General features: G+C 66.6%; 15 protein-coding genes and 1 pseudogene. 5 read left to right on the top strand and 11 right to left on the bottom strand.

The genetic code is table 11. The annotated features are described in order from the left end of the window. Nucleotides 1-86: 86 nt before the first annotated feature. Both G406_RS48195 and G406_RS0119635 read right to left on the bottom strand, forming a co-directional pair. Nucleotides 87-467 (bottom strand): annotated as a pseudogene (locus tag G406_RS48195) (transposase); the annotation flags it as partial. Nucleotides 468-622: 155 nt separating this feature from the next. Next, on the bottom strand, nucleotides 623-1,783 hold the full coding sequence (locus tag G406_RS0119635) for an alpha/beta hydrolase family protein (protein ID WP_028935136.1): 1,161 nt from the start codon (nucleotides 1,781-1,783) through the stop codon (nucleotides 623-625). 93 nt (nucleotides 1,784-1,876) lie between these two features. On the opposite strand from G406_RS0119635, the gene G406_RS0119630 reads away from it, so the two are divergent. Then, nucleotides 1,877-2,485, top strand: coding sequence for a TetR/AcrR family transcriptional regulator (locus G406_RS0119630; RefSeq protein WP_028935135.1), 609 nt, complete (start codon nucleotides 1,877-1,879; stop codon nucleotides 2,483-2,485). Between the two features lie 839 nt (nucleotides 2,486-3,324). Here the strand turns inward: G406_RS0119630 and G406_RS58425 are convergent. The 6 genes from G406_RS58425 to G406_RS48185 all read right to left on the bottom strand — a co-directional run bounded on the left by G406_RS58425 (nucleotide 3,325) and on the right by G406_RS48185 (nucleotide 9,436). Further along, nucleotides 3,325-3,543, bottom strand: a complete 219-nt coding sequence (locus G406_RS58425; RefSeq protein WP_211241209.1) for a hypothetical protein — start codon at nucleotides 3,541-3,543, stop codon at nucleotides 3,325-3,327. Beyond that, complete coding sequence (locus G406_RS48190) at nucleotides 3,540-4,976, bottom strand: carboxylesterase family protein (protein WP_211241208.1); 1,437 nt, start codon at nucleotides 4,974-4,976, stop codon at nucleotides 3,540-3,542. Before G406_RS48190 ends, G406_RS58425 begins: the two co-directional genes overlap by 4 nt. A 55-nt stretch (nucleotides 4,977-5,031) precedes the next feature. After that, entirely contained in the window at nucleotides 5,032-5,619 is a 588-nt protein-coding gene (locus G406_RS0119620; protein WP_028935134.1) for a TetR/AcrR family transcriptional regulator, read from the bottom strand. 466 nt (nucleotides 5,620-6,085) lie between these two features. After that, nucleotides 6,086-6,424, bottom strand: a complete 339-nt coding sequence (locus tag G406_RS0119615; protein ID WP_028935133.1) for a hypothetical protein — start codon at nucleotides 6,422-6,424, stop codon at nucleotides 6,086-6,088. A gap of 649 nt (nucleotides 6,425-7,073) precedes the next feature. Next, nucleotides 7,074-7,697 (bottom strand): GntR family transcriptional regulator, encoded by a 624-nt coding sequence (locus G406_RS0119610; RefSeq protein ID WP_245607165.1) that lies wholly within the window; start codon nucleotides 7,695-7,697, stop codon nucleotides 7,074-7,076. Between the two features lie 221 nt (nucleotides 7,698-7,918). Beyond that, nucleotides 7,919-9,436, bottom strand: a complete 1,518-nt coding sequence (locus G406_RS48185; protein ID WP_084216202.1) for an MFS transporter — start codon at nucleotides 9,434-9,436, stop codon at nucleotides 7,919-7,921. A gap of 121 nt (nucleotides 9,437-9,557) precedes the next feature. Here G406_RS48185 and G406_RS57025 point away from each other — a divergent pair, with 121 nt between their 5' ends. Then, nucleotides 9,558-10,520: an Lrp/AsnC family transcriptional regulator gene (locus tag G406_RS57025; protein WP_037077436.1), complete on the top strand. Its 963-nt coding sequence runs from the start codon at nucleotides 9,558-9,560 to the stop codon at nucleotides 10,518-10,520. 26 nt (nucleotides 10,521-10,546) lie between these two features. Here G406_RS57025 and G406_RS0119595 read toward each other — a convergent pair whose 3' ends face one another. The 3 genes from G406_RS0119595 to G406_RS0119585 all read right to left on the bottom strand — a co-directional run bounded on the left by G406_RS0119595 (nucleotide 10,547) and on the right by G406_RS0119585 (nucleotide 13,243). Further along, on the bottom strand, nucleotides 10,547-10,726 hold the full coding sequence (locus tag G406_RS0119595) for an RNA polymerase sigma factor (RefSeq protein ID WP_028935130.1): 180 nt from the start codon (nucleotides 10,724-10,726) through the stop codon (nucleotides 10,547-10,549). Between the two features lie 193 nt (nucleotides 10,727-10,919). Beyond that, complete coding sequence (locus G406_RS57020; protein WP_156934995.1) at nucleotides 10,920-11,555, bottom strand: GntR family transcriptional regulator; 636 nt, start codon at nucleotides 11,553-11,555, stop codon at nucleotides 10,920-10,922. Nucleotides 11,556-11,818: 263 nt separating this feature from the next. Then, on the bottom strand, nucleotides 11,819-13,243 hold the full coding sequence (locus G406_RS0119585; protein ID WP_245607164.1) for a PucR family transcriptional regulator: 1,425 nt from the start codon (nucleotides 13,241-13,243) through the stop codon (nucleotides 11,819-11,821). Between the two features lie 182 nt (nucleotides 13,244-13,425). On the opposite strand from G406_RS0119585, the gene G406_RS0119580 reads away from it, so the two are divergent. Genes G406_RS0119580 through G406_RS0119570 form a run of 3 tightly spaced genes read left to right on the top strand, consistent with a single transcriptional unit; the run spans nucleotide 13,426 to nucleotide 16,817 of the window. Next, nucleotides 13,426-14,583 carry a cytochrome P450 gene (locus G406_RS0119580; RefSeq protein WP_169736735.1) on the top strand — a complete coding sequence of 386 codons (1,158 nt, stop codon included), beginning with the start codon at nucleotides 13,426-13,428 and terminating at the stop codon, nucleotides 14,581-14,583. 39 nt (nucleotides 14,584-14,622) lie between these two features. After that, complete coding sequence (locus tag G406_RS0119575; RefSeq protein ID WP_028935126.1) at nucleotides 14,623-16,047, top strand: purine-cytosine permease family protein; 1,425 nt, start codon at nucleotides 14,623-14,625, stop codon at nucleotides 16,045-16,047. Continuing rightward, nucleotides 16,044-16,817, top strand: a complete 774-nt coding sequence (locus G406_RS0119570) for an alpha/beta hydrolase (RefSeq protein ID WP_028935125.1) — start codon at nucleotides 16,044-16,046, stop codon at nucleotides 16,815-16,817. Before G406_RS0119575 ends, G406_RS0119570 begins: the two co-directional genes overlap by 4 nt. Nucleotides 16,818-16,860: the final 43 nt, after the last annotated feature.

Genomic DNA, 16,860 nt, shown 5'->3' with positions numbered 1-16,860 from the left:
CCCTCAACTTCAGCAGGCCGCTGCGACAGCCCACAGGAGAAGGTCTCCCACCTTCTCGCGATCTAACAGCGCTTTCACGGCGCACTCTCCCCGGTCGTCAGCCCCTTCGCCGACAACGAGATCACCATCTCATCAACCCCGGTCAAGCGTTTCTGGCGTTTGGCCACGATCTTGGGCTCGAAGCTACCGTCCCGATCCCGAGGGACAGTGATCTCGACCGGGCCCACGTCGGTGAGCACCGTCTTCGACCGGGCACCGTTGCGGGAGTTACCGCTGTTGCGCCCGGCAGCGTCGTGTTTGTCGTAGCCCAGGTGATCGGTGATCTCACCTTCCAACGCCGATTCCAACAGCCGTTTCGTCAGCTGCGAGAGCACCCCGCCCTCGCCAGCTAGCGACAGCCCACCGCTACGCGCACGCGCCACCAGCTGATCGACCAGCTGCTCATCCAGGCCGTCAAGACCAGCCATCGACGACGAAACCGTCTCGCCCTCAGCGTTGTCCACACCGGACATCATCTCGGTCATCAGTGCCACTTCCATGATCAGGAGTTACACCGAAATTTTTACAGTCCCTCCCGACTCCGTCGTTGTCGGAAGCGGGTCCCTTGGCCGCCGCGGGGGTGTCAGGCCAGGACGGTGTCGAGCCAGTCGAAGGTGCGCTGGTGGAACTGCAGGGTGGCACCTTCGTGGCAGTGCTCGCCGCCACCGTCTGCCTCGCGGAACACGACGAGCTCCTTGGGGCAGGTCAGCGCGTCGTAGACCCTCTGGGGCTGGCCGGCGAAGAACTGGTCGTTCTCGGCTTCCAGAACGAGTGTGGGGCAGGTGATCTGGTCGGCGACGCCGGCGAGGGTGTAAGGCTCGGTGGCCTTGAGTAGCTCGGTGGCGGTGTCGACGCCGTAGACCCAGCGGCCGTTGTTGATCATCCAGCGGACGCCGGTGCTCGTGGCGGCGAGGGCCTCGATCTCGCTGGGGGTGCCGGCACCGTTGAGGGCGTCGGCCACCGTCTTGTGCATGTCCCAGACACCGTCGTGGAGCACACAGGCGGCAAGGCGGTGCTCGAAGGCGGCGGCGCGGGCGGCGAGGTAACCACCGAGGCTGGTGCCGATCAGGACGATCTTGGTGGTGTCGACCTCGGGCAGGGTGAACGCCAGGTCGACCGCGGGAGTGACTGCAGCTTCCCAGTCAGGGCGGAAGTGCAAGCCGGCGCGGACGTTGCGCCCCTGACCGGGCCCGTCGAAGGTGAGCACGTTGTAACCGCGGCGCAGCGCCCCGGCGGCGAGGGCGAGGTAGTCCTCCTCGAGGGTGGAGTCGTAGCCGCCGTGGTAGATCACGGTCGGTCGCGGGGTGCCCGAGTCGTCGACGGTGTAGAGGTAGCCGGGCAGCATGGTGTGCTCGTAGGGAATGTCGAGTCGCCTGGCGGGAGTGTCGAGCAGCGGTACGGCGTCGGCGAAGGTCTGCTGCGAGGCGGTCTGCAGCCGCAGGGACTCCTCATCGTTGGCGGGGTCGTCGCGGCGGTAGAAGTCGGCGGTGCGGTAGTAGTTCGAGGCCCGCAGCAACGCCTCTCGGGCACTGACCCGGTGGCCCGCGGCGAGGGCGTCGCGCCCGACCTGCTCGACCCGGGCGGCGGTGGCGGCCCACTGGGTCGACCACGCGGCTTCGTCGCCCTCGGGGATGGCTCGACAGGTGACCAGTACCTCGCCGAGCTCGGCGCCCGCGTAGGCGGCATAGCCCGCGGCCCGCAGTGCCTCGAAGGAGAAGGACTCGTCGGTGTAGAGGAACTTCATCATGACCTCCCAATAGAACGAGACGGAACCGTCCCGTCCGTAACGAAGGTATCAGACGGAACGGTCCCGTTCCATAGGCGATAGTGTGTGGTCATGCCCACGCCGAAGCAGTCACACCAGCCACCGACCGGAGGCGCGACGCTGCGGCCCGGGGTCACCGAGGCCATCACCGCCGCCGCCTTGGCCGAGCTGGTGGAGCGCGGCTACGCCCGCCTGTCCATGGACGGGGTCGCCCGCCGGGCCGGCGTCGGCAAAGCGGCGCTCTATCGGCGCTGGCCCACCAAGCAGACGATGCTCACCGAGCTGATCCGAGACCGGGTCACCGAGGAACTCCCGCCGCAGCCGGCCACCGGCGCCCTACGCAGCGACCTGCGCGAACTACTCACCACCTTCCGCGCCCAGCTGCGCAACCCGCTCGTAGCCGACGTCGCGCTCGGCCTGATCGCCGAGGCTCGCCACGACGACGCACTCGCCGAGGTCCTTGCCGTCGCCGTTGCCGCCCCGCGCCGGCAGACCGCGCGAATCGTCCTCCAGAACGCCGTCGACCGAGGCGAACTCCCACCCGGGCTCGACATGACCCTCGGACTCGACCTGCTCATCGCGCCGCTGGCCTTTCGCATGCTCGTCACCCACGACGCCTCCGGTGACGACTACCTCGACCGACTCACCGACGCACTCGAAGCCGCCCTACGGGCATTGTGAGAGCGGCCGGCCCTGGCGCCGCAACGCGCCCGATCGCAGCTGGTTGACCAGCGTGACAAAGATCGGTGCGAGCTGGTCGACGTCGGTGACCCGGAGACCTTCCTCGCTGGGCTCCCGGCGCCTCGCGAGTAGCAGTTTAGTGGTGCGCTACGCCAGTTCTTCCGGTTCGCACCCGGCCGACGACTGTCTTTCGAGCGCGAGCCTCCGGCTTAGGCCGCTGGGCGCCGATGGATCAGCCGGCCGCGGTACACACAGGTGCTCGTCGCCTCTAGGTAGGCGCCCGGCGAGCACGACCGGGCGATCGAGGCGCGGGTGCCTGGTTACGGCAGTGCTTGGTGACGGGGTTTGGAAGTCACTGTTGACGGCGGTTGTCGCTGCCACGAGTTCGAGGCAGTGAAGGTGCGCGACCGGCGCAGCACGACGACAGTCAGGACGGATGACGAAGACAACGTCCGAAGGTGCTGTTCGCGCTGGGTGCAGCTCAAGTGACACCTGCGTACCAGCTTCGCGGGCGACCCCACCCGAGCCCGCGCGGCAGGTCAGCCAAGAGCCGGTGCCGGCCCCGAGTCCGCTCACCTGCTGGTAGCTGTAGTGCGGGGACTGAACGCGCCAGCCACAACTAAATCCGGGAGCCCGGCACTACCGACAATCGTCGACAGCGCCGAGCATGTCGGCACGGGCGCCAGCGAGTGCCGCGACAGCTCGACCCTCGACGGCGCCGCCAGCCCGGACAAGCGAGCTGCTCGGGAGCAGCGGGTTCTCTTGGCCGAGGAGGCGCCACTCGCGTCGCTATCCCACGCTGGGAGAGGCGTTCGCGATGCCCGAGCTCAGGACGGTCTTCACGACACGTTCCCGCGCATATTGGACACAAGCTTGGCCTCGAGATCGGCGACAGTCGCCATTCCGTGTGCCGCGAAGACTGCGAGGTCGTCGTCGAGCAGGTGCGGTCGGGGCTCGATCGTGCTCCCGAGCCACAGCACGGACGATTGCGGTGCGATGAACCGAGGCCACGCCGCACCAGGATCGTCGCCGCGGATGACCGCCCCGTACAGGTTCATCGCGTCCTCGGTGATCCGGGCCAGTTCAGCGCGGTCGATGCCGGCGAACGTGGGGAAGGCGGCCAGGTCGGACTCGGTCTGGTTGCCGAACAGGAACGGGATGTCGCCCGTGTGCACGGCACGATACTTGCCGTCGAGACCGGGCAGGTCGTAGGAGAACTGGAACACCCGGACGGGGACCCCGCGGGTTGCGAGGTTCTCCGCGATGCGCAGCGACGAGAGTGTGAAGTAGCCGTGGACATGATGTCGGAGAGCAGCTGTCCGGGGGTGTCGTCGGGGTGGAGCTCGGCGAACCGGTCGTACACGGCGGACGCGCCGGTGTCGAAGATCTGATCGAGCACAGCGAGGACGTTGGCGCGGCTGCCGCTGCTGACGGTGTCGGAGTGGCCGCGGAAGAACATCCACTCGTCCTTCGCGAACCCGATCGTCACCTCGATCCCGTTGAGGCCGGGATCGGTCTCGGAAAGCGACCGTGCGGGCGTCCGCGGAACCCAGTCCCCGTCAGTGACCGCGCCGAGGGGGCGCCAGGCCACCGCGGCGTCGGCGGGAAACCACCGCGTCAGCACGTTTGCCACGGCGAGGAGCCGGTCTGGGTCGACCTGGACGAGTTCGGCGGGATCGTGCAGCCCGAGCAGCCGCACGTACAACTCGACGACCGTCTCGGCGTCGGGGCGTTGCTGTGTGCACCACGGGTTGAACGGCGACAACGACTGAATGACCGCCCGGCGGACAAGCCGCCGTGCCGCAGGGATGCCCAGCAGGTGCGACACCGCCGTTGCGCCCGCGGACTCACCGCCGATGCAGATCTGCTCCGGGTCGCCTCCGAACGCGGCAATGGACTCGTGGACCCACCGTAGCGCGGCGACCTGGTCCTGTACCCCGAGGTTGACCGCTTCCGGTAGTGCGTTGCCGACCAGGCCGACGTGCAACCAGCCGAGTGCTCCCATGCGGTAGTTCGGCCGCACGACAATCACCCGCTGGGTGCGCGCGAGGGTGGCACCCCGCTCGTGAACGAATGAACCGGCGCTGACGGCGTTCGCGCCGCCGTGGAAGTACACATAGACCGGCAGGTGCTCGCCCGGCTCGGTGTCAGGAACCCAGATGTCGAGGTAGAGGCAGTCCTCGGCGGCGTTGTCCTGCTGGTAGGTGGTGCAAGTGTAGGGCGGCCACGCCATGATCCCGGGGGCGCCGGGATCGATCTCGGCGACGATGCGCCGCACGGTGTCGCCGTTGACCGTGTTCACCTGGTAGGAGGCCGGGCCGGAGTGGGCGGCGTCCCGGACGTCCGCCCACGGTCGCGGTGGGCGTGGGGCGCGAAAGCGCAGCTCACCGACCGGTGGCGCAGCGAACGGCACGCCCCGGTAGACCGTCACGCCCTCCGCTCCCACACCCCGCAGGCGACCCTGGGCGATCTCTACGATCGGGTCCGACATGGTGGTCCTTCCTTCGAACGACAGTGATGGGTGGGCGCGGGCGTCACGAGAGTTCTCAGCGCGTCGCCAGACCGTTGTTGATCAGCGCCCACACACGCTCGAAACGCTGCTTGATCCCGGGCTGCTCCCACTCGGCGGCGTGCACCGGGTCGTGAAAAGGAGCCGTGGCCTGGAGCACGGCGTCGGCGGTCGCGGTGGGGTCGGGGCAGAGGTAGATCCCCTGGACAAGACCGTCACGCAGGATCGCCGCGACCTGGCCGACCAAATCGGCGTAGTGCCGCTGCACCAGCTCGCTCCCGCGGTCCACGGTGGTGGCGTAGGTGGCGAACAACGCGGGGTCCTCCCGCGCCTTGCGTCGCTTGCCCTCGAGGAGAGCGAACAGCCAGTCGTGCAGCCGCTGGTCTGCCGGCCCCGAGGCGGTGACGAACCCCGACAGGGCATCGACAGCCTGGTCCAACCACAACCCGGTCACCGCCTCGCGCAGGGCGTTCTTGCTGCCGAAGTGCCGGTAGAGGACCGCGTGGGTCACACCCAAAGCCCTGGCCACGTCGACCACCCGTGCCTTCTCCGGCCCGAAGCGCCGCAATGTTTGTTCGGCGGCAATCAGGACCTGCTCGTGAGTCAGTGGCTCTCGTCGGGACACACCGGCAGGCTAGCGTCGACAAGTAACAGAATTCAATACTTGTTACCTGTTGATCGGATCACGCACCACAGCTGGCCACTCGCGAGGCGTGGGTCATCGACGGCAACTACTCCGCCGTCGCCGACCTCGTTCTCACCCGCGCCGACACCATCGTGCTGCTCGACCCGCCCCGACACGTCGCCAAATCACTTGGCGCACCCTGCGCCGAGCCTTCACAGGCCAGGAACTCTGGAACGTCAACCGAGAACGACCCCGCGACCTGTTCACCCTGGACAAACAACGATCGGTGATCGCCTGGGCCTGGACACACACGGCAAAGCCCTCACCCGCTTCACCGCCGCAACGACCCCACCAACCACGCCCGGTCAGCACGCACTGCTTCCCCCACGTACCGATCCCCCGCTACAACTGAGCTTGTCAGTAAGACGCACTCAGGGCGCGCGGAACGGTGTAACCCCGGGAAGTATCAGTACTGGCGAACGGTGATGTCGCCGCTGGTCACCGGTTGTGTCGGAGCGAGGCCCGGCGCGCATGACGAGGACTCGGTCGCCGGCAGAAAACCGGCCAAGTCTTTGTTCCCAGGGCCGTTGTCGACCGCGGTCGCGTAGAACACCGATCCAGTCACGGTGCCGTCATCGACCCGCATCAGCAGGCCCGCGGTGTTACCCACGACGTCCGTGCAGATCACCTGGCCCTGTTGGAGCAGCTGGTTGACGACCGGCGGTGCCGGATGAGCCGCGACACGACCGCTGGCGTCACGGGGGTCCGCGCTGTGCTGAATCGCGCGACCCTTGGCCGAGAACACCGCCGTACTGAAATCCCCGTATACCTCTCCACCCCCACGGCCATGAGCCTGAGCGGTCGCCGGTACGACGAACAGGCCAACAGCCACAACGGCCACCGCGAAAGGAGTGCGCATCACGAAAGTCATACCCAGGAAACGACCCCACCAGCACTGCGTTATAAGTTAGACGACTGACCTGCTGGATTTCAGCCGTGTGGGTGGGCCGCAGCGACGTCCGCCACCGGTCCGCCGCTCGCTGAACCGCCCCCTCGCGGGCAGATCATGGCGAGGTGGTTGTTCGGGTGTGGTGAGTAGCGCGTCGATGGTGACGGGGCCGCCGCAATGTGGGCAGTCCCGCTGGGCCGCGATGCGCGGCAACGGCACCGCGGGCGCCGATGGGGTCACCGCCGGAGGCAGCGTCCCCAGGGGCCAGGCGGTACTGGTCGCGGATGTGGTGCGGTTGACCTCTCGACGGGCAGCCGCGCTGCGCTTGCACTCGCGCGAGCGCAGCCGAGGGCGCCACGGCGAGCGGCGCACCCCACTCGAACCACACCTAGGCCGTAACGGGCTAAGAAGCCAGTACCTGTGTCACCCAGGGGCCCGGTGCTACGAGCCTGTTCGCGCTCCCGCGGGTCGCTCGCCACCACGGTAGGTGGGTGTCATGAGGGGCTTAGCAAGCGATGCCATCCAGAGCATGCTCGATGAGCAGCCAGCCTTGATCCAGATAGTCCTGCCACCAGGCGCGTATAGCTTTATGACTACGGCGTTGGTAGACCTCGACCATCTGTGACCCGAGCTGAGGCCATGGGCTCCCACCCCGTGCCACCTGGGCCCTCGCCACCACCGGGATGAACAGGTCGACCTGTTGCCAGGCCATCCCCATGATGCGACGCTGCCACTGCACCTGCGACGCGGTCGGGATGGTCATGTTGCGCAACCGCTCGTTGGCCTCCAGCCGTACCGACAACGGTGCGGTGAGATCGTCCCTGGCCGCCGCGACACCCGCGAGGCGAGCGAAAAAGTCGTCGGACTGGGAACACACTTTCTCCGCCGCCAACTGCGGGTCAAGGACCCTGCGCAGCTCATAGGCTCGCAGCAGATCCGCGCGATTGACCGGTCGCACCCTGACCCCGTTCCCATGACGAACGAGCACCCCCTCGACCACCAGCCTCGCCAGCGCGGTGTCGATGACATCGAACGACACCTCGAATTCTTCCGCCAGCTCTCGCGGGGACACCTCACCTCCCGCAACGAGCTCGCCAGACCGAACCGCGCCAGCAACATGCTCAGCCACCCGGTCCACGCCCTGGAGCGACTCGACCGACGCCAGCCACCGCGCACCAACCCTCGCCACGAAACCTCCCCCGGCGACATCAAACCTCGGCCACCCACACGACGGCGAAGAAGTTGACCAGTCATCTATTACACCAAATATCTCATCAACCCTCCAATATCACAAACCCGAATACACCGACACGCACGACTTGCGCAAGAACAAGATGCGCGACGCAACGATTATCGAGGCTTCGGTTCGGGGACAATTCTCGCCGTGTCCGTTCGGTGGCTGACGTCCTGGACTTCCGGGGTTTTGATGGACCATGCCACCGCGGCTCCGATGAACGCGACGGTCGCGGCGATGGTGAATGTGTGGTTCAACCCGGCGGTGAAGCCGGTCTTGATGTGGTCGGCCAGTGCTGCTCGTGCCGGTTGTGGTGTCGCGGCGAGTAGTTCTGGGGTGCCTCCGCCGGCTACCGCGGCGGCGAATCCGGGGATTCCGGTTCCGGTGCCGGAGACCGCGAGTTGGGACTGGACTTCGTGGGCGAACAGCACGCCGAGGATGGCGATGCCCAAGGCGCTGCCCAGGCGTTGGAATGTGCTGTTGGCGCCGGAGGCCATGCCCGCCTGGTCCGGGGGTACGACGCTCATCGCCGCGGAGATCAGCGGTGCGCTGGCGAGTCCGACTCCGAGGCCGCCGAGCAGCATGCCGGGCATCAGGGCTGGCCAGCTGGAGTGGTTGTCCAAACCGCGAAACAGCAGCACCGAGCATCCACACACCAGCAGGCCGACGGTGATCTGGGTGCGTTCGGCGATCCGGGTGTGCAGGTACTTCCCGGACAGGATCGAGGTGGCGAGTTGGACCAGGCTCAACGGCATGAAGACGAGGCCGGCCTGGACCGGTGACATGCCGAGCACGGATTGAGTCCACAGGGCGAGGAACAGGAACAGCGAGAAAACCGCGAAGGGCATCGTCATCGCGGCGATCGACACCGCGAGGAAGGCCCGGTTGCGTAGCAGGCCCAGATCGAGCATCGGTTCGTCTCGCCTCAGCTCGATCACAACGAACGCCGCCAGGGCGAGCGTGGACACCAGGTACATCCACGGCGCCCAGGCCGCGGTGTCGATCAGGCCCAGCAGCAGGCAGGTCATGGCGAAGGAGAACAGCAGCACTCCGGGCCAGTCGACCCGTCGCGCGCGCGGGTTCGCCGACTCGGCCAGCACAGCCAGACTCAACCCGACGGCGGCCGCGCAAATGGGGACGTTGACCAGGAAGATCCACCGCCAGCTCAGGTACTCGGTGAGGACCCCGCCCGCGATCGGCCCGATCGCGGTCGCCCCGCCCAGGACCGCGCCCCATACTCCATACGCTGTTCCGCGGTCGCGGCCGCCGTAGGTTCTGGACAGCAGCGCCAGTGTGGTTGCGAACATCAGCGCACCGCCCACACCCTGGGCGACTCGTGCCCCGATCAGCAGCATCGGGGTGGTCGCCAGCCCGCAGGCCAGCGAGGTCGCCGCGAACAACACCAGTCCGATGAGGTAGCCGCGTCGGCGTCCATGCAGGTCAGCCAGCGTGCCGAAGGTGAGCGGCAAGACCACGAGGCCGACGACATAGCCGTCGACCACCCATTGCAGATCGCTGAAACGGGCGTTGAGACTGGTGGCCATCGCGGGCAGAGCAACGTTGACGATGGTCAGGTCGAGCAACAACACAAAGGTGCCCAGGCAGATCGCCACCAACGGCCACCACTTACTCATCCCGAACCCGTCCCTTTCCGGCGGTCACACTGGCGGGGTCGCCGCGTGCGGTACTGGGAACTGGTACCACCGGTATCGACGGACACAACCCACTGCTCGGTCAGTTACGCTGTATTCCTCCATGAAAGCTTCTATTTCGGCGGATTCCGCCAACCTCGATGAGTCGGATCGTGCGCTGGTACGCGCTCTTCAAGGCGAGGGACGCGCATCGTGGAGCCGGCTTGCCGCGACGCTGGACGTCTCGGAACAGACCGTGGCCCGCCGCTACCGCCGGCTGCACACCGCCGGTCTACTCAGAGTCGTCGGACTGCCCAGCAGCAGACGTGTCGGCTACACCGAGTGGCTGTTTCGCATCCAGTGCAACCCCACCACCGCACCGGCGGTCGCGGTGGCTCTCGCCGGGCGAGAAGACGTGCAGTGGGTACATCTCCTGGCCGGTGGCACCGACATCATCTGCTTCCCCCGAGCACGCTCCGCCCGCGAACGCGACGACCTCCTACTAGAGAAACTCCCGCGCACCGGTCGAGTCCTACAAGTGACCGCGCAGTCCATCCTGCGAGAGTTCCGCCCCGAAGAGCCGGCATCTACGACCGAGTCACCGAAGCCGCAACTCGACCAGGACGATCACCGCCTGCTGCGCGCGCTGGCCACCGACGGCCGCGCCTCGTACACCACCCTCGCCACCCGCATCGGCAAGTCCGAAACCGCGACCAGACGCAAGACCGAACACCTCATCGAAACCAGCAACATGATCTTCGAACCCGAAATCGACCCCGCACTGCTCGGACTCGACACCGAAGCCGTGCTCTGGCTCGCAGTCGCACCCGCGCAACTCGACCACCTCGGCCACGCCATGAGCCGACACCCAGGAGTCGAGTACGTCGCCGCGACCACCGGACCGACCAACCTCGTCGCCATCCTGCACTGCCGCGACACCGACGCCCTCTACGACTACCTCACCAACACCCTCGGCGCGATGCCCGGCGTACACAACATCGAAACCAGCCCACTGATCCGCAACATCAAACGCCGCGGCTTCATCATGGACGGACCCCGACTACTCGACCCCCCACCACAGAACTAAAACTGATGACCGCCGCGGGTGTGCTCTTAGTGCCATGGGGACATCAACTCCGCTAGCTGGACCCTCGCTCGAGACAGTCTGCCCCGGACCGAAGCCGGGCGCGTACCGATGATGTGCGCGATCTCCTCGTAAGACCGGCCGTGGACCTCATGCAACAACCACACCGCCCGCTGATTTGGCGTCAGCTGCCCCACCGCCTCCGACATCCACGCCGCGCTTCAACTTTCGAAACCGGGGCCCTCGTGCCCGCGTTCGCTTCACGAAGGCCCGTAATCGATCTTGTTGACTGCCGCGCGAGCGTAGCTCCCACCGATCACCACAACCGCCCTCGCCGCGAACCCACGGGATCAATGAATCACTGTCGGTTGGCAACCAGCCCAGGCCCTAGCTCTCAAGATGTCAATCTAGATCAAGCAGATCCAGTGCATACCTCTCACAGCCATCCAGGTGTTCCTCGACCGCGGCGCTGGCCCTGGCGGGATCACCATCCCGGAATCCCGCGATCAGACGTTCATTCGTGTCATCACAGTCACCAAGCTCGTGCGGGTGTGTACCCAGACGTCGATAGTGGACACCGAAGTGGGCACTCACCAGCCTCAGGAGCGGGATAATGGCACCGACCTCAGGGTATGAAGCACCAGGCATCAGCAAACCACCACGAATGACCGTATACAGCTGGTTGATCTCTGAAGGCCCGAGTTCACCAAACGCGATGAGATCCGCGTTGCGTTCCAGCTGGGCCAGCCCACGTGAACTGATCGATACCGCTGAGCGTCTCGCCATCGCCGGTTCGACGCGCCGGAGCAGGGCGAAGATGTCCCGAATGTCATGGCGCCCCAACCCCTCGCCTAGCAACCGAACCGGGTACGCCGCGCTGAGTGCACCACGCGATCCTCGCCCCCCAGTGATGTCCTCGACCGAACCACCGAGAACCGGCTCCACCTGGGCAACGTCGCTACCCACAGCAGGTAACAACACCCCGCCACTCGGCAAAGCTTGCTCGGCACCTGAACAAGGAACAAGGTAAAGAGTCATCCGCTCCGACTCCCCGCTGCTGCGATACGTCCTACTCCTATGAGCAATCGCCAGCCGACTTGAGCCTCTCCCCCACCCAAGCCTCAACCAACGACATCGCCCCTACCCACCTCATCCCGTGACTACACGAGCCCTGCGTGCCGGATCAACTATATTCAATCGTGGCGATCCCAGCGGGTGACCGACTAGAAGCACGTACTCGGCGTCGGCCGATACCCCGTGGGCCCGGAGGACAGCTTCCCAGGTTGGGGACCTGCCGACGTTCACCGAGACCAGCGCAGGGCGAACCACAGTTCCATCCGCGTCTCCGGGTCGGCGAGATCGACGCCGAGAGCGCGCTGCGCCTGGCCGACTCGCCGACGCACACTGTTGCGGTGCACGCCGAGCGCGGTCGCAGTCCGGTCCCAGCTACCGTGATGTGCCAGCCAGCTGCGCAACGTGTCGGACAGCGGTTCGCCGGAGCGGCCTCGGTCAAGCTCGCGCAGCGGAGCGAGGAAGCGCGCGGCGAAGTCCGCGGCCGCGGACGGGTCGACCGCGGAGTCCAGACCGACGGAGCGAGCGAGCACCGGCCGTCGCAACCCGATCGCCCGCTCACGTAGCACGCTGACCTCGGCCAGAGCACCCTCGAGCTGGTGTGCTTCGACCGGGCTCCCGCCGACCGCCAGCCAGCCGTGCTCGCGCAACGCCAGGAGATCCTCGATGCACGTGCGGGCCGACGCGATCGCGGTGAACCGAGGACCGTCGTGCACCTCGACCAGCGGAGTGCCCAGGTACGAGCACAACCAGTGATATCCGGCCTGGCTCTTCGCCGGTCCCGACCGGTACGGCACACCTGCCAGCACTCGGTACGGACCGGCACCCAACAGCATCGCCACCGACCGCGCCCGAGCCTCGCCGGAGAGCAGCATGCCGGTCAGTGCGGCACCAAGAGTCGGACTGACCGGGTCCACCAGACCGAACAGGGCGGTACCGACCGCGAGCACCGCACGATCCGCCCCGCTGAACCGCTCGGCGCGGCCAACGACCACCAGCTGGGACTCAGCAGCCTTGGGAAACACCGGCTGAGCCACCAGATAGCCACCTCCGATCAGCTGGGTGGCCGCGCTGCGCAGACCACTACCCACCCGTAACCGGGTCAGCAAGGCGCTGACCTCGCAGGGGAAGGGCAACGGCGCACCGTGCGCCACAACAGGTCTACCGCGCGCATCGACCAGACACACCCAGCCGAACAGTCGCTCAGCCAACCCCGCCGCCAACTCCTCGACCCCATGCACAGCCGCGGTGGTCAACCCTTCCCTGGCCTCCGCGACCCGCCGTAGATCACGATGGCCGATCTCGCTCAGTGCCATCGCGATCGCCCTGCTGACCGCGATGAACGGGGTGCTCTGTGGGATCACCAACAGCGGCATCCCCTGCCGTACACACGCCCGGCGCAACTCACCCGGTAGCTCAGTGCTGACCGGCGGCGTGATGCCGAACCCCAGGGCAGTCACGCCGGCAGCCGACACTCCACCCACGTAGCGATCGACCTCGGCGGGATCCGAAGGCAGATTCACCCCGGTGAGCATCAGTAACTCGTCACCGACCAGGTGGGCGGCCGGCTCGCGCAGCTCACAGGCATGCGCCCACCGCACCGGACGGTCGAGTGCCCCGACCGGCAGCGTCTCCGCGACCGGGGCAATCGCCAACTCACACGCGTTGATCACAGTGCGCAATGGAACTGTGGCCTGGGCATCGACCACATCCGCGTCCTGGGACACTTCGACCCACTCCCACGCCGAACCGGGTCACATCATCACATGCACGAGGGCGTGATTCCATACCTAATATAACGCCAGCTGTGACGCCGACCTCCGACGAGGGAGCTGTGATGATCAGGCTTGGCCTGCCGTTCGGCGATCCCTCATTCTTGATCGACCCCTATCCGACTTATGCGCAGCTACGCCGCGAAGCACCGGTCTGGTGGGCCGACGACGTCTCGGCCTGGATCGTGAGTCGGTACGAGGACATCTGTTCCATCCTTCGGAATCCCGAGACATTCAGCTCCGCGCGCCCTTGGGCCGGTCCGGACTACGACCGGAACTCCGGTGTGTTGATCGTGACCGACCCTCCTCGACACCGCCCCGAACGCCACAAGTTCACCGGCGCCGGTTCGTTCTCGGCGCGAACCGCGCATGCCTGGAAGCGGCGGGTCGAGTCCATCTGTCTCAACACGGTCTCCACGCTGAGCACGGACACTTTCGATGCAGTCACCGATGTCGCGTTGCCGAGTGCCGTCCAGTTGTTCACCGAATACTTCGACCTGCCGGAGCCCCGGCGTGGCACGGCGCGCTGGCAGGACGGGATCCTGCCCTTCTATCACCCCGGGACGAGCTCGATGATGCCCAGCATCCTCGACTACCTGAAAGAGCTGGTCGCGGCCCGGCGACGCGATCCGGACGGAGATCCGATCTCGGCCGCGGTGCTGGCCAACGAGGCATCCAGGACATTGAGCGACGAACAGCTCGCGTGGAACTTCTACGACGCGATACTCGCCGGAGCGTCCTCGACCGCCGCTGTCGCGGCCGAGTCGATCGGGCTGCTCGCCGAGCACCCGGACGCTCAGGACCCGATCCACTGGACCTCCCCCACCGCCATCGAGCGCTCGGTCAACGAGCTGCTGCGTTATGCCGGCCACATCCACCGGGTCGCGCGCATCGCGCGACGCGACGTGCACCTCGCCGGCCAGCTGATTCGCCAGGGTGACACGGTCCATGTGCTGCTCGCTTCCGCCCACCGCGACGAAGCGGCCTGGGAACGCGCTGACCAGCTCGATCTCTCCCGGCCGATGACGCCGATCAACCTCGCGTTCGGCCACGGCCCGCACATGTCGCCCGGCGCGACACTCGCCCGCACCTTCATGATCGTCCTGCTGCCCACACTGCTGTTCAAACGGCGTCCGTTGCGCCGATGCGGCGACATCGAACGGACCTACTCCCGATCGCTCATCAGCACACCGCAACGTATTCCGGTCACCGTCGCAGCCTGAGTCGGAAAGCTGTTCACGCACCCGAGAGAGGTCACGGACATGGTCATTCCCAACCCAGAATTAGCCAAGGTCACGGATAGTGAACCGAAAGCACAGCTGCTCAAGGTCGAGCAGCACGGAATCGACTTCATTCCGTACAGCGAACGGAAGATGACGCTCACCTCGCTGGGCGCCTATTGGACCGGAACGAGCCTGTACTACTTCAACTTCGTCATCGGTACCACCGTCTACCTCCTCGGGCTGCAACTCTGGGTCGCCTTCCTGGCAATTCTGACCGGCAACCTGCTGTATTTCATGGTGGCGCTGGGAGCCATTCCGGGGCCACGCACCGGAGTGCCCACGCTGACCCTGTCGAGGGGCGCGTTCGGGGTCACCGCGAACCGGGGGAATTCGATCCTGTCCTGGGTCGAAGCTGTTCTGTTCGAAATCCTCAACATCGTCTTCGGTTCCTTCGCCATCATTGCTCTCTTCGCCTTCTTCGGCTGGACGGACTCCGGAACGACCGGCAAGGTCATCGCTGTCGCGGCCGTTCTGGTCGTGTCGGTCACCGTCGCGACATTCGGCAAGGATCTGATCGTCTGGGTGCAGCGGTTCTTCGCTATCACCGTCGGCGTCGTGTCACTCGTGGTGATCGCCTTCACGGTGGGTCGCCTCGACCTGTCAGCACAGTTGGCAACACCGAGCCAGACGCCCGGAATCGCGGTCTTCCTCATCGGCGCCGGCATCATCGCCAGCGGCCCGCTGCTGTCCATGGTGATGGCGGCCGACGTCGCCCGCTATCTGCCTCAGCACATCTCCGGGCGGCGCACCTTCTGGACCGTGCTGGTCACCTCCGGCGGCACGTCGATGGTGCTGTCGCTACTGGGCGCCATGCTCGCCGCGCAAGCCGATCTGACCAAGAACCCGGTCGCCGGGGTCAGCGGTCTCCTCCCGACCTGGCTGTATCTGCTGTTCATCTTCGCGGTGATCGGCAGCTCGGTCGGAAACTGCATCATCAGCCTGTACTGCTCGGCGCTGTCCATGCTCGCCATCGGCGTGCCGCTGCGGCGCTGGCAGGCGACCCTGGTGGACGGCGTCCTATCCGCCATCGGCTCGTTCATCATCCTGTTCGTGACGACGGAATTCGAGCACTGGTTGAACAACCTGCTGTCCCTGCTGGTCATCTGGGTGGGTCCGTGGTCGGCGACCTGGCTGGTCGACGCGTTCCGTCGCCGCTGGACCTATGACGCCGTCGATCTGCACAGCGCGGACGGCGGCCGGTACGGACGGGTCAACCTCAGCGCGGTCGTCGCGACACTCACCGGCGCGCTGGCCGCTGTCCTGACCATGAATGCGCCGGCGTTCCAGGGTCCGTTGAGCGCGGCCCTGTTCGGCGGCGCGGACGTCGCGTGGCTCGCCGGTCCGCTCGTCGCGGCGGTCCTGTACGTCGTGCTGCCCGCCAAGCGGGTCGGTGCAACCCGATGATGCGCGATCGAGCCGACGTTCTCGGCGCTGGTGAAGCGCTCGTGTTCAGCCACGGGATGATGCTGGACCGGCGGATGTTCGAGCCGCAGGTCGCCGCGCTGGCGGACCGCTACCGGACGGTCGCGTTCGACCACCGCTCACGGACCGACGAGGGCGGCGAGCCGTTCAGCCTGTACGACCTTGCCGAGGACTGCCGCATGCTGCTCGACGAGCTGGACATCGAACGCTGCGTACTGGTGGGCATGTCGATGGGCGGTTTCATGGCGCTGCGCTTCGCGCAGAAGTACCCGGACCGGCTGCGCGGGCTGGTGGTGATCGGCGCTTCCGCGCAACCGTACGCGGACGTCGAGCAGGACATGTGGGAGCTGCATTTCGGTGCACACCGCGAAGCACAGCGGCTCGCCCCGGACTTCGCCCGCGCCGAGGCCGAATCGCATTTTGCCCTGCGCACCCGGCAGTACAACCCGCAACTGGTGGACCGGTGGGCCGAGCGCATCGCGGGGCGCGGCGGGCGGGAGACGTTCAACGAGACGCTGAGCTGGTCCCGGCAGGACGACATCCGGCCGGTACTCGCCACGATCACCTGTCCGGTCCTTGTCGTCCACGGCGACGAGGACGACGCGGTGCCGCTCGGCTATGCGCTCGACACCTATCAGCGGCTCCCGAACGCGCGGCTGCTCGTCGTCCCGTTCGCGGGGCACGCCGCCAACCTGGACGACCCGGACATGGTGAACCGGGCGATCGAGCTGTTCGTCGACTCGCTCGACTAGATCGGACTCGGACTGCGCGCTCCCGACGTCGTCACGATCAGTA

Source organism: Actinospineispora spinosispora DSM 44797, from assembly GCF_000429025.1.
Taxonomy (GTDB): Bacteria; Actinomycetota; Actinomycetes; order Mycobacteriales; family Pseudonocardiaceae; genus Pseudonocardia; species Pseudonocardia spinosispora.
Note: the sequence above shows the minus strand (reverse complement) of the source record. Positions and strands in the feature narration are given on the sequence as shown.

What these genes read in the sequence shown, in the direction of transcription:
- G406_RS58425 (WP_211241209.1), bottom strand. Translation starts at nt 3,543, where the DNA reads ATGAACCTGTACGGGGCGGTCATCCGCGGCGACGATCCTGGTGCGGCG.
- G406_RS57020 (WP_156934995.1), bottom strand. Translation starts at nt 11,555, where the DNA reads ATGACTCTTTACCTTGTTCCTTGTTCAGGTGCCGAGCAAGCTTTGCCG.
- G406_RS0119580 (WP_169736735.1), top strand. Translation starts at nt 13,426, where the DNA reads ATGATCAGGCTTGGCCTGCCGTTCGGCGATCCCTCATTCTTGATCGAC.
- G406_RS0119630 (WP_028935135.1), top strand. Translation starts at nt 1,877, where the DNA reads ATGCCCACGCCGAAGCAGTCACACCAGCCACCGACCGGAGGCGCGACG.
- G406_RS57025 (WP_037077436.1), top strand. Translation starts at nt 9,558, where the DNA reads ATGAAAGCTTCTATTTCGGCGGATTCCGCCAACCTCGATGAGTCGGAT.
- G406_RS48190 (WP_211241208.1), bottom strand. Translation starts at nt 4,976, where the DNA reads ATGTCGGACCCGATCGTAGAGATCGCCCAGGGTCGCCTGCGGGGTGTG.
- G406_RS0119575 (WP_028935126.1), top strand. Translation starts at nt 14,623, where the DNA reads ATGGTCATTCCCAACCCAGAATTAGCCAAGGTCACGGATAGTGAACCG.
- G406_RS48185 (WP_084216202.1), bottom strand. Translation starts at nt 9,436, where the DNA reads ATGAGTAAGTGGTGGCCGTTGGTGGCGATCTGCCTGGGCACCTTTGTG.
- G406_RS0119635 (WP_028935136.1), bottom strand. Translation starts at nt 1,783, where the DNA reads ATGAAGTTCCTCTACACCGACGAGTCCTTCTCCTTCGAGGCACTGCGG.
- G406_RS0119595 (WP_028935130.1), bottom strand. Translation starts at nt 10,726, where the DNA reads ATGTCGGAGGCGGTGGGGCAGCTGACGCCAAATCAGCGGGCGGTGTGG.
- G406_RS0119570 (WP_028935125.1), top strand. Translation starts at nt 16,044, where the DNA reads ATGATGCGCGATCGAGCCGACGTTCTCGGCGCTGGTGAAGCGCTCGTG.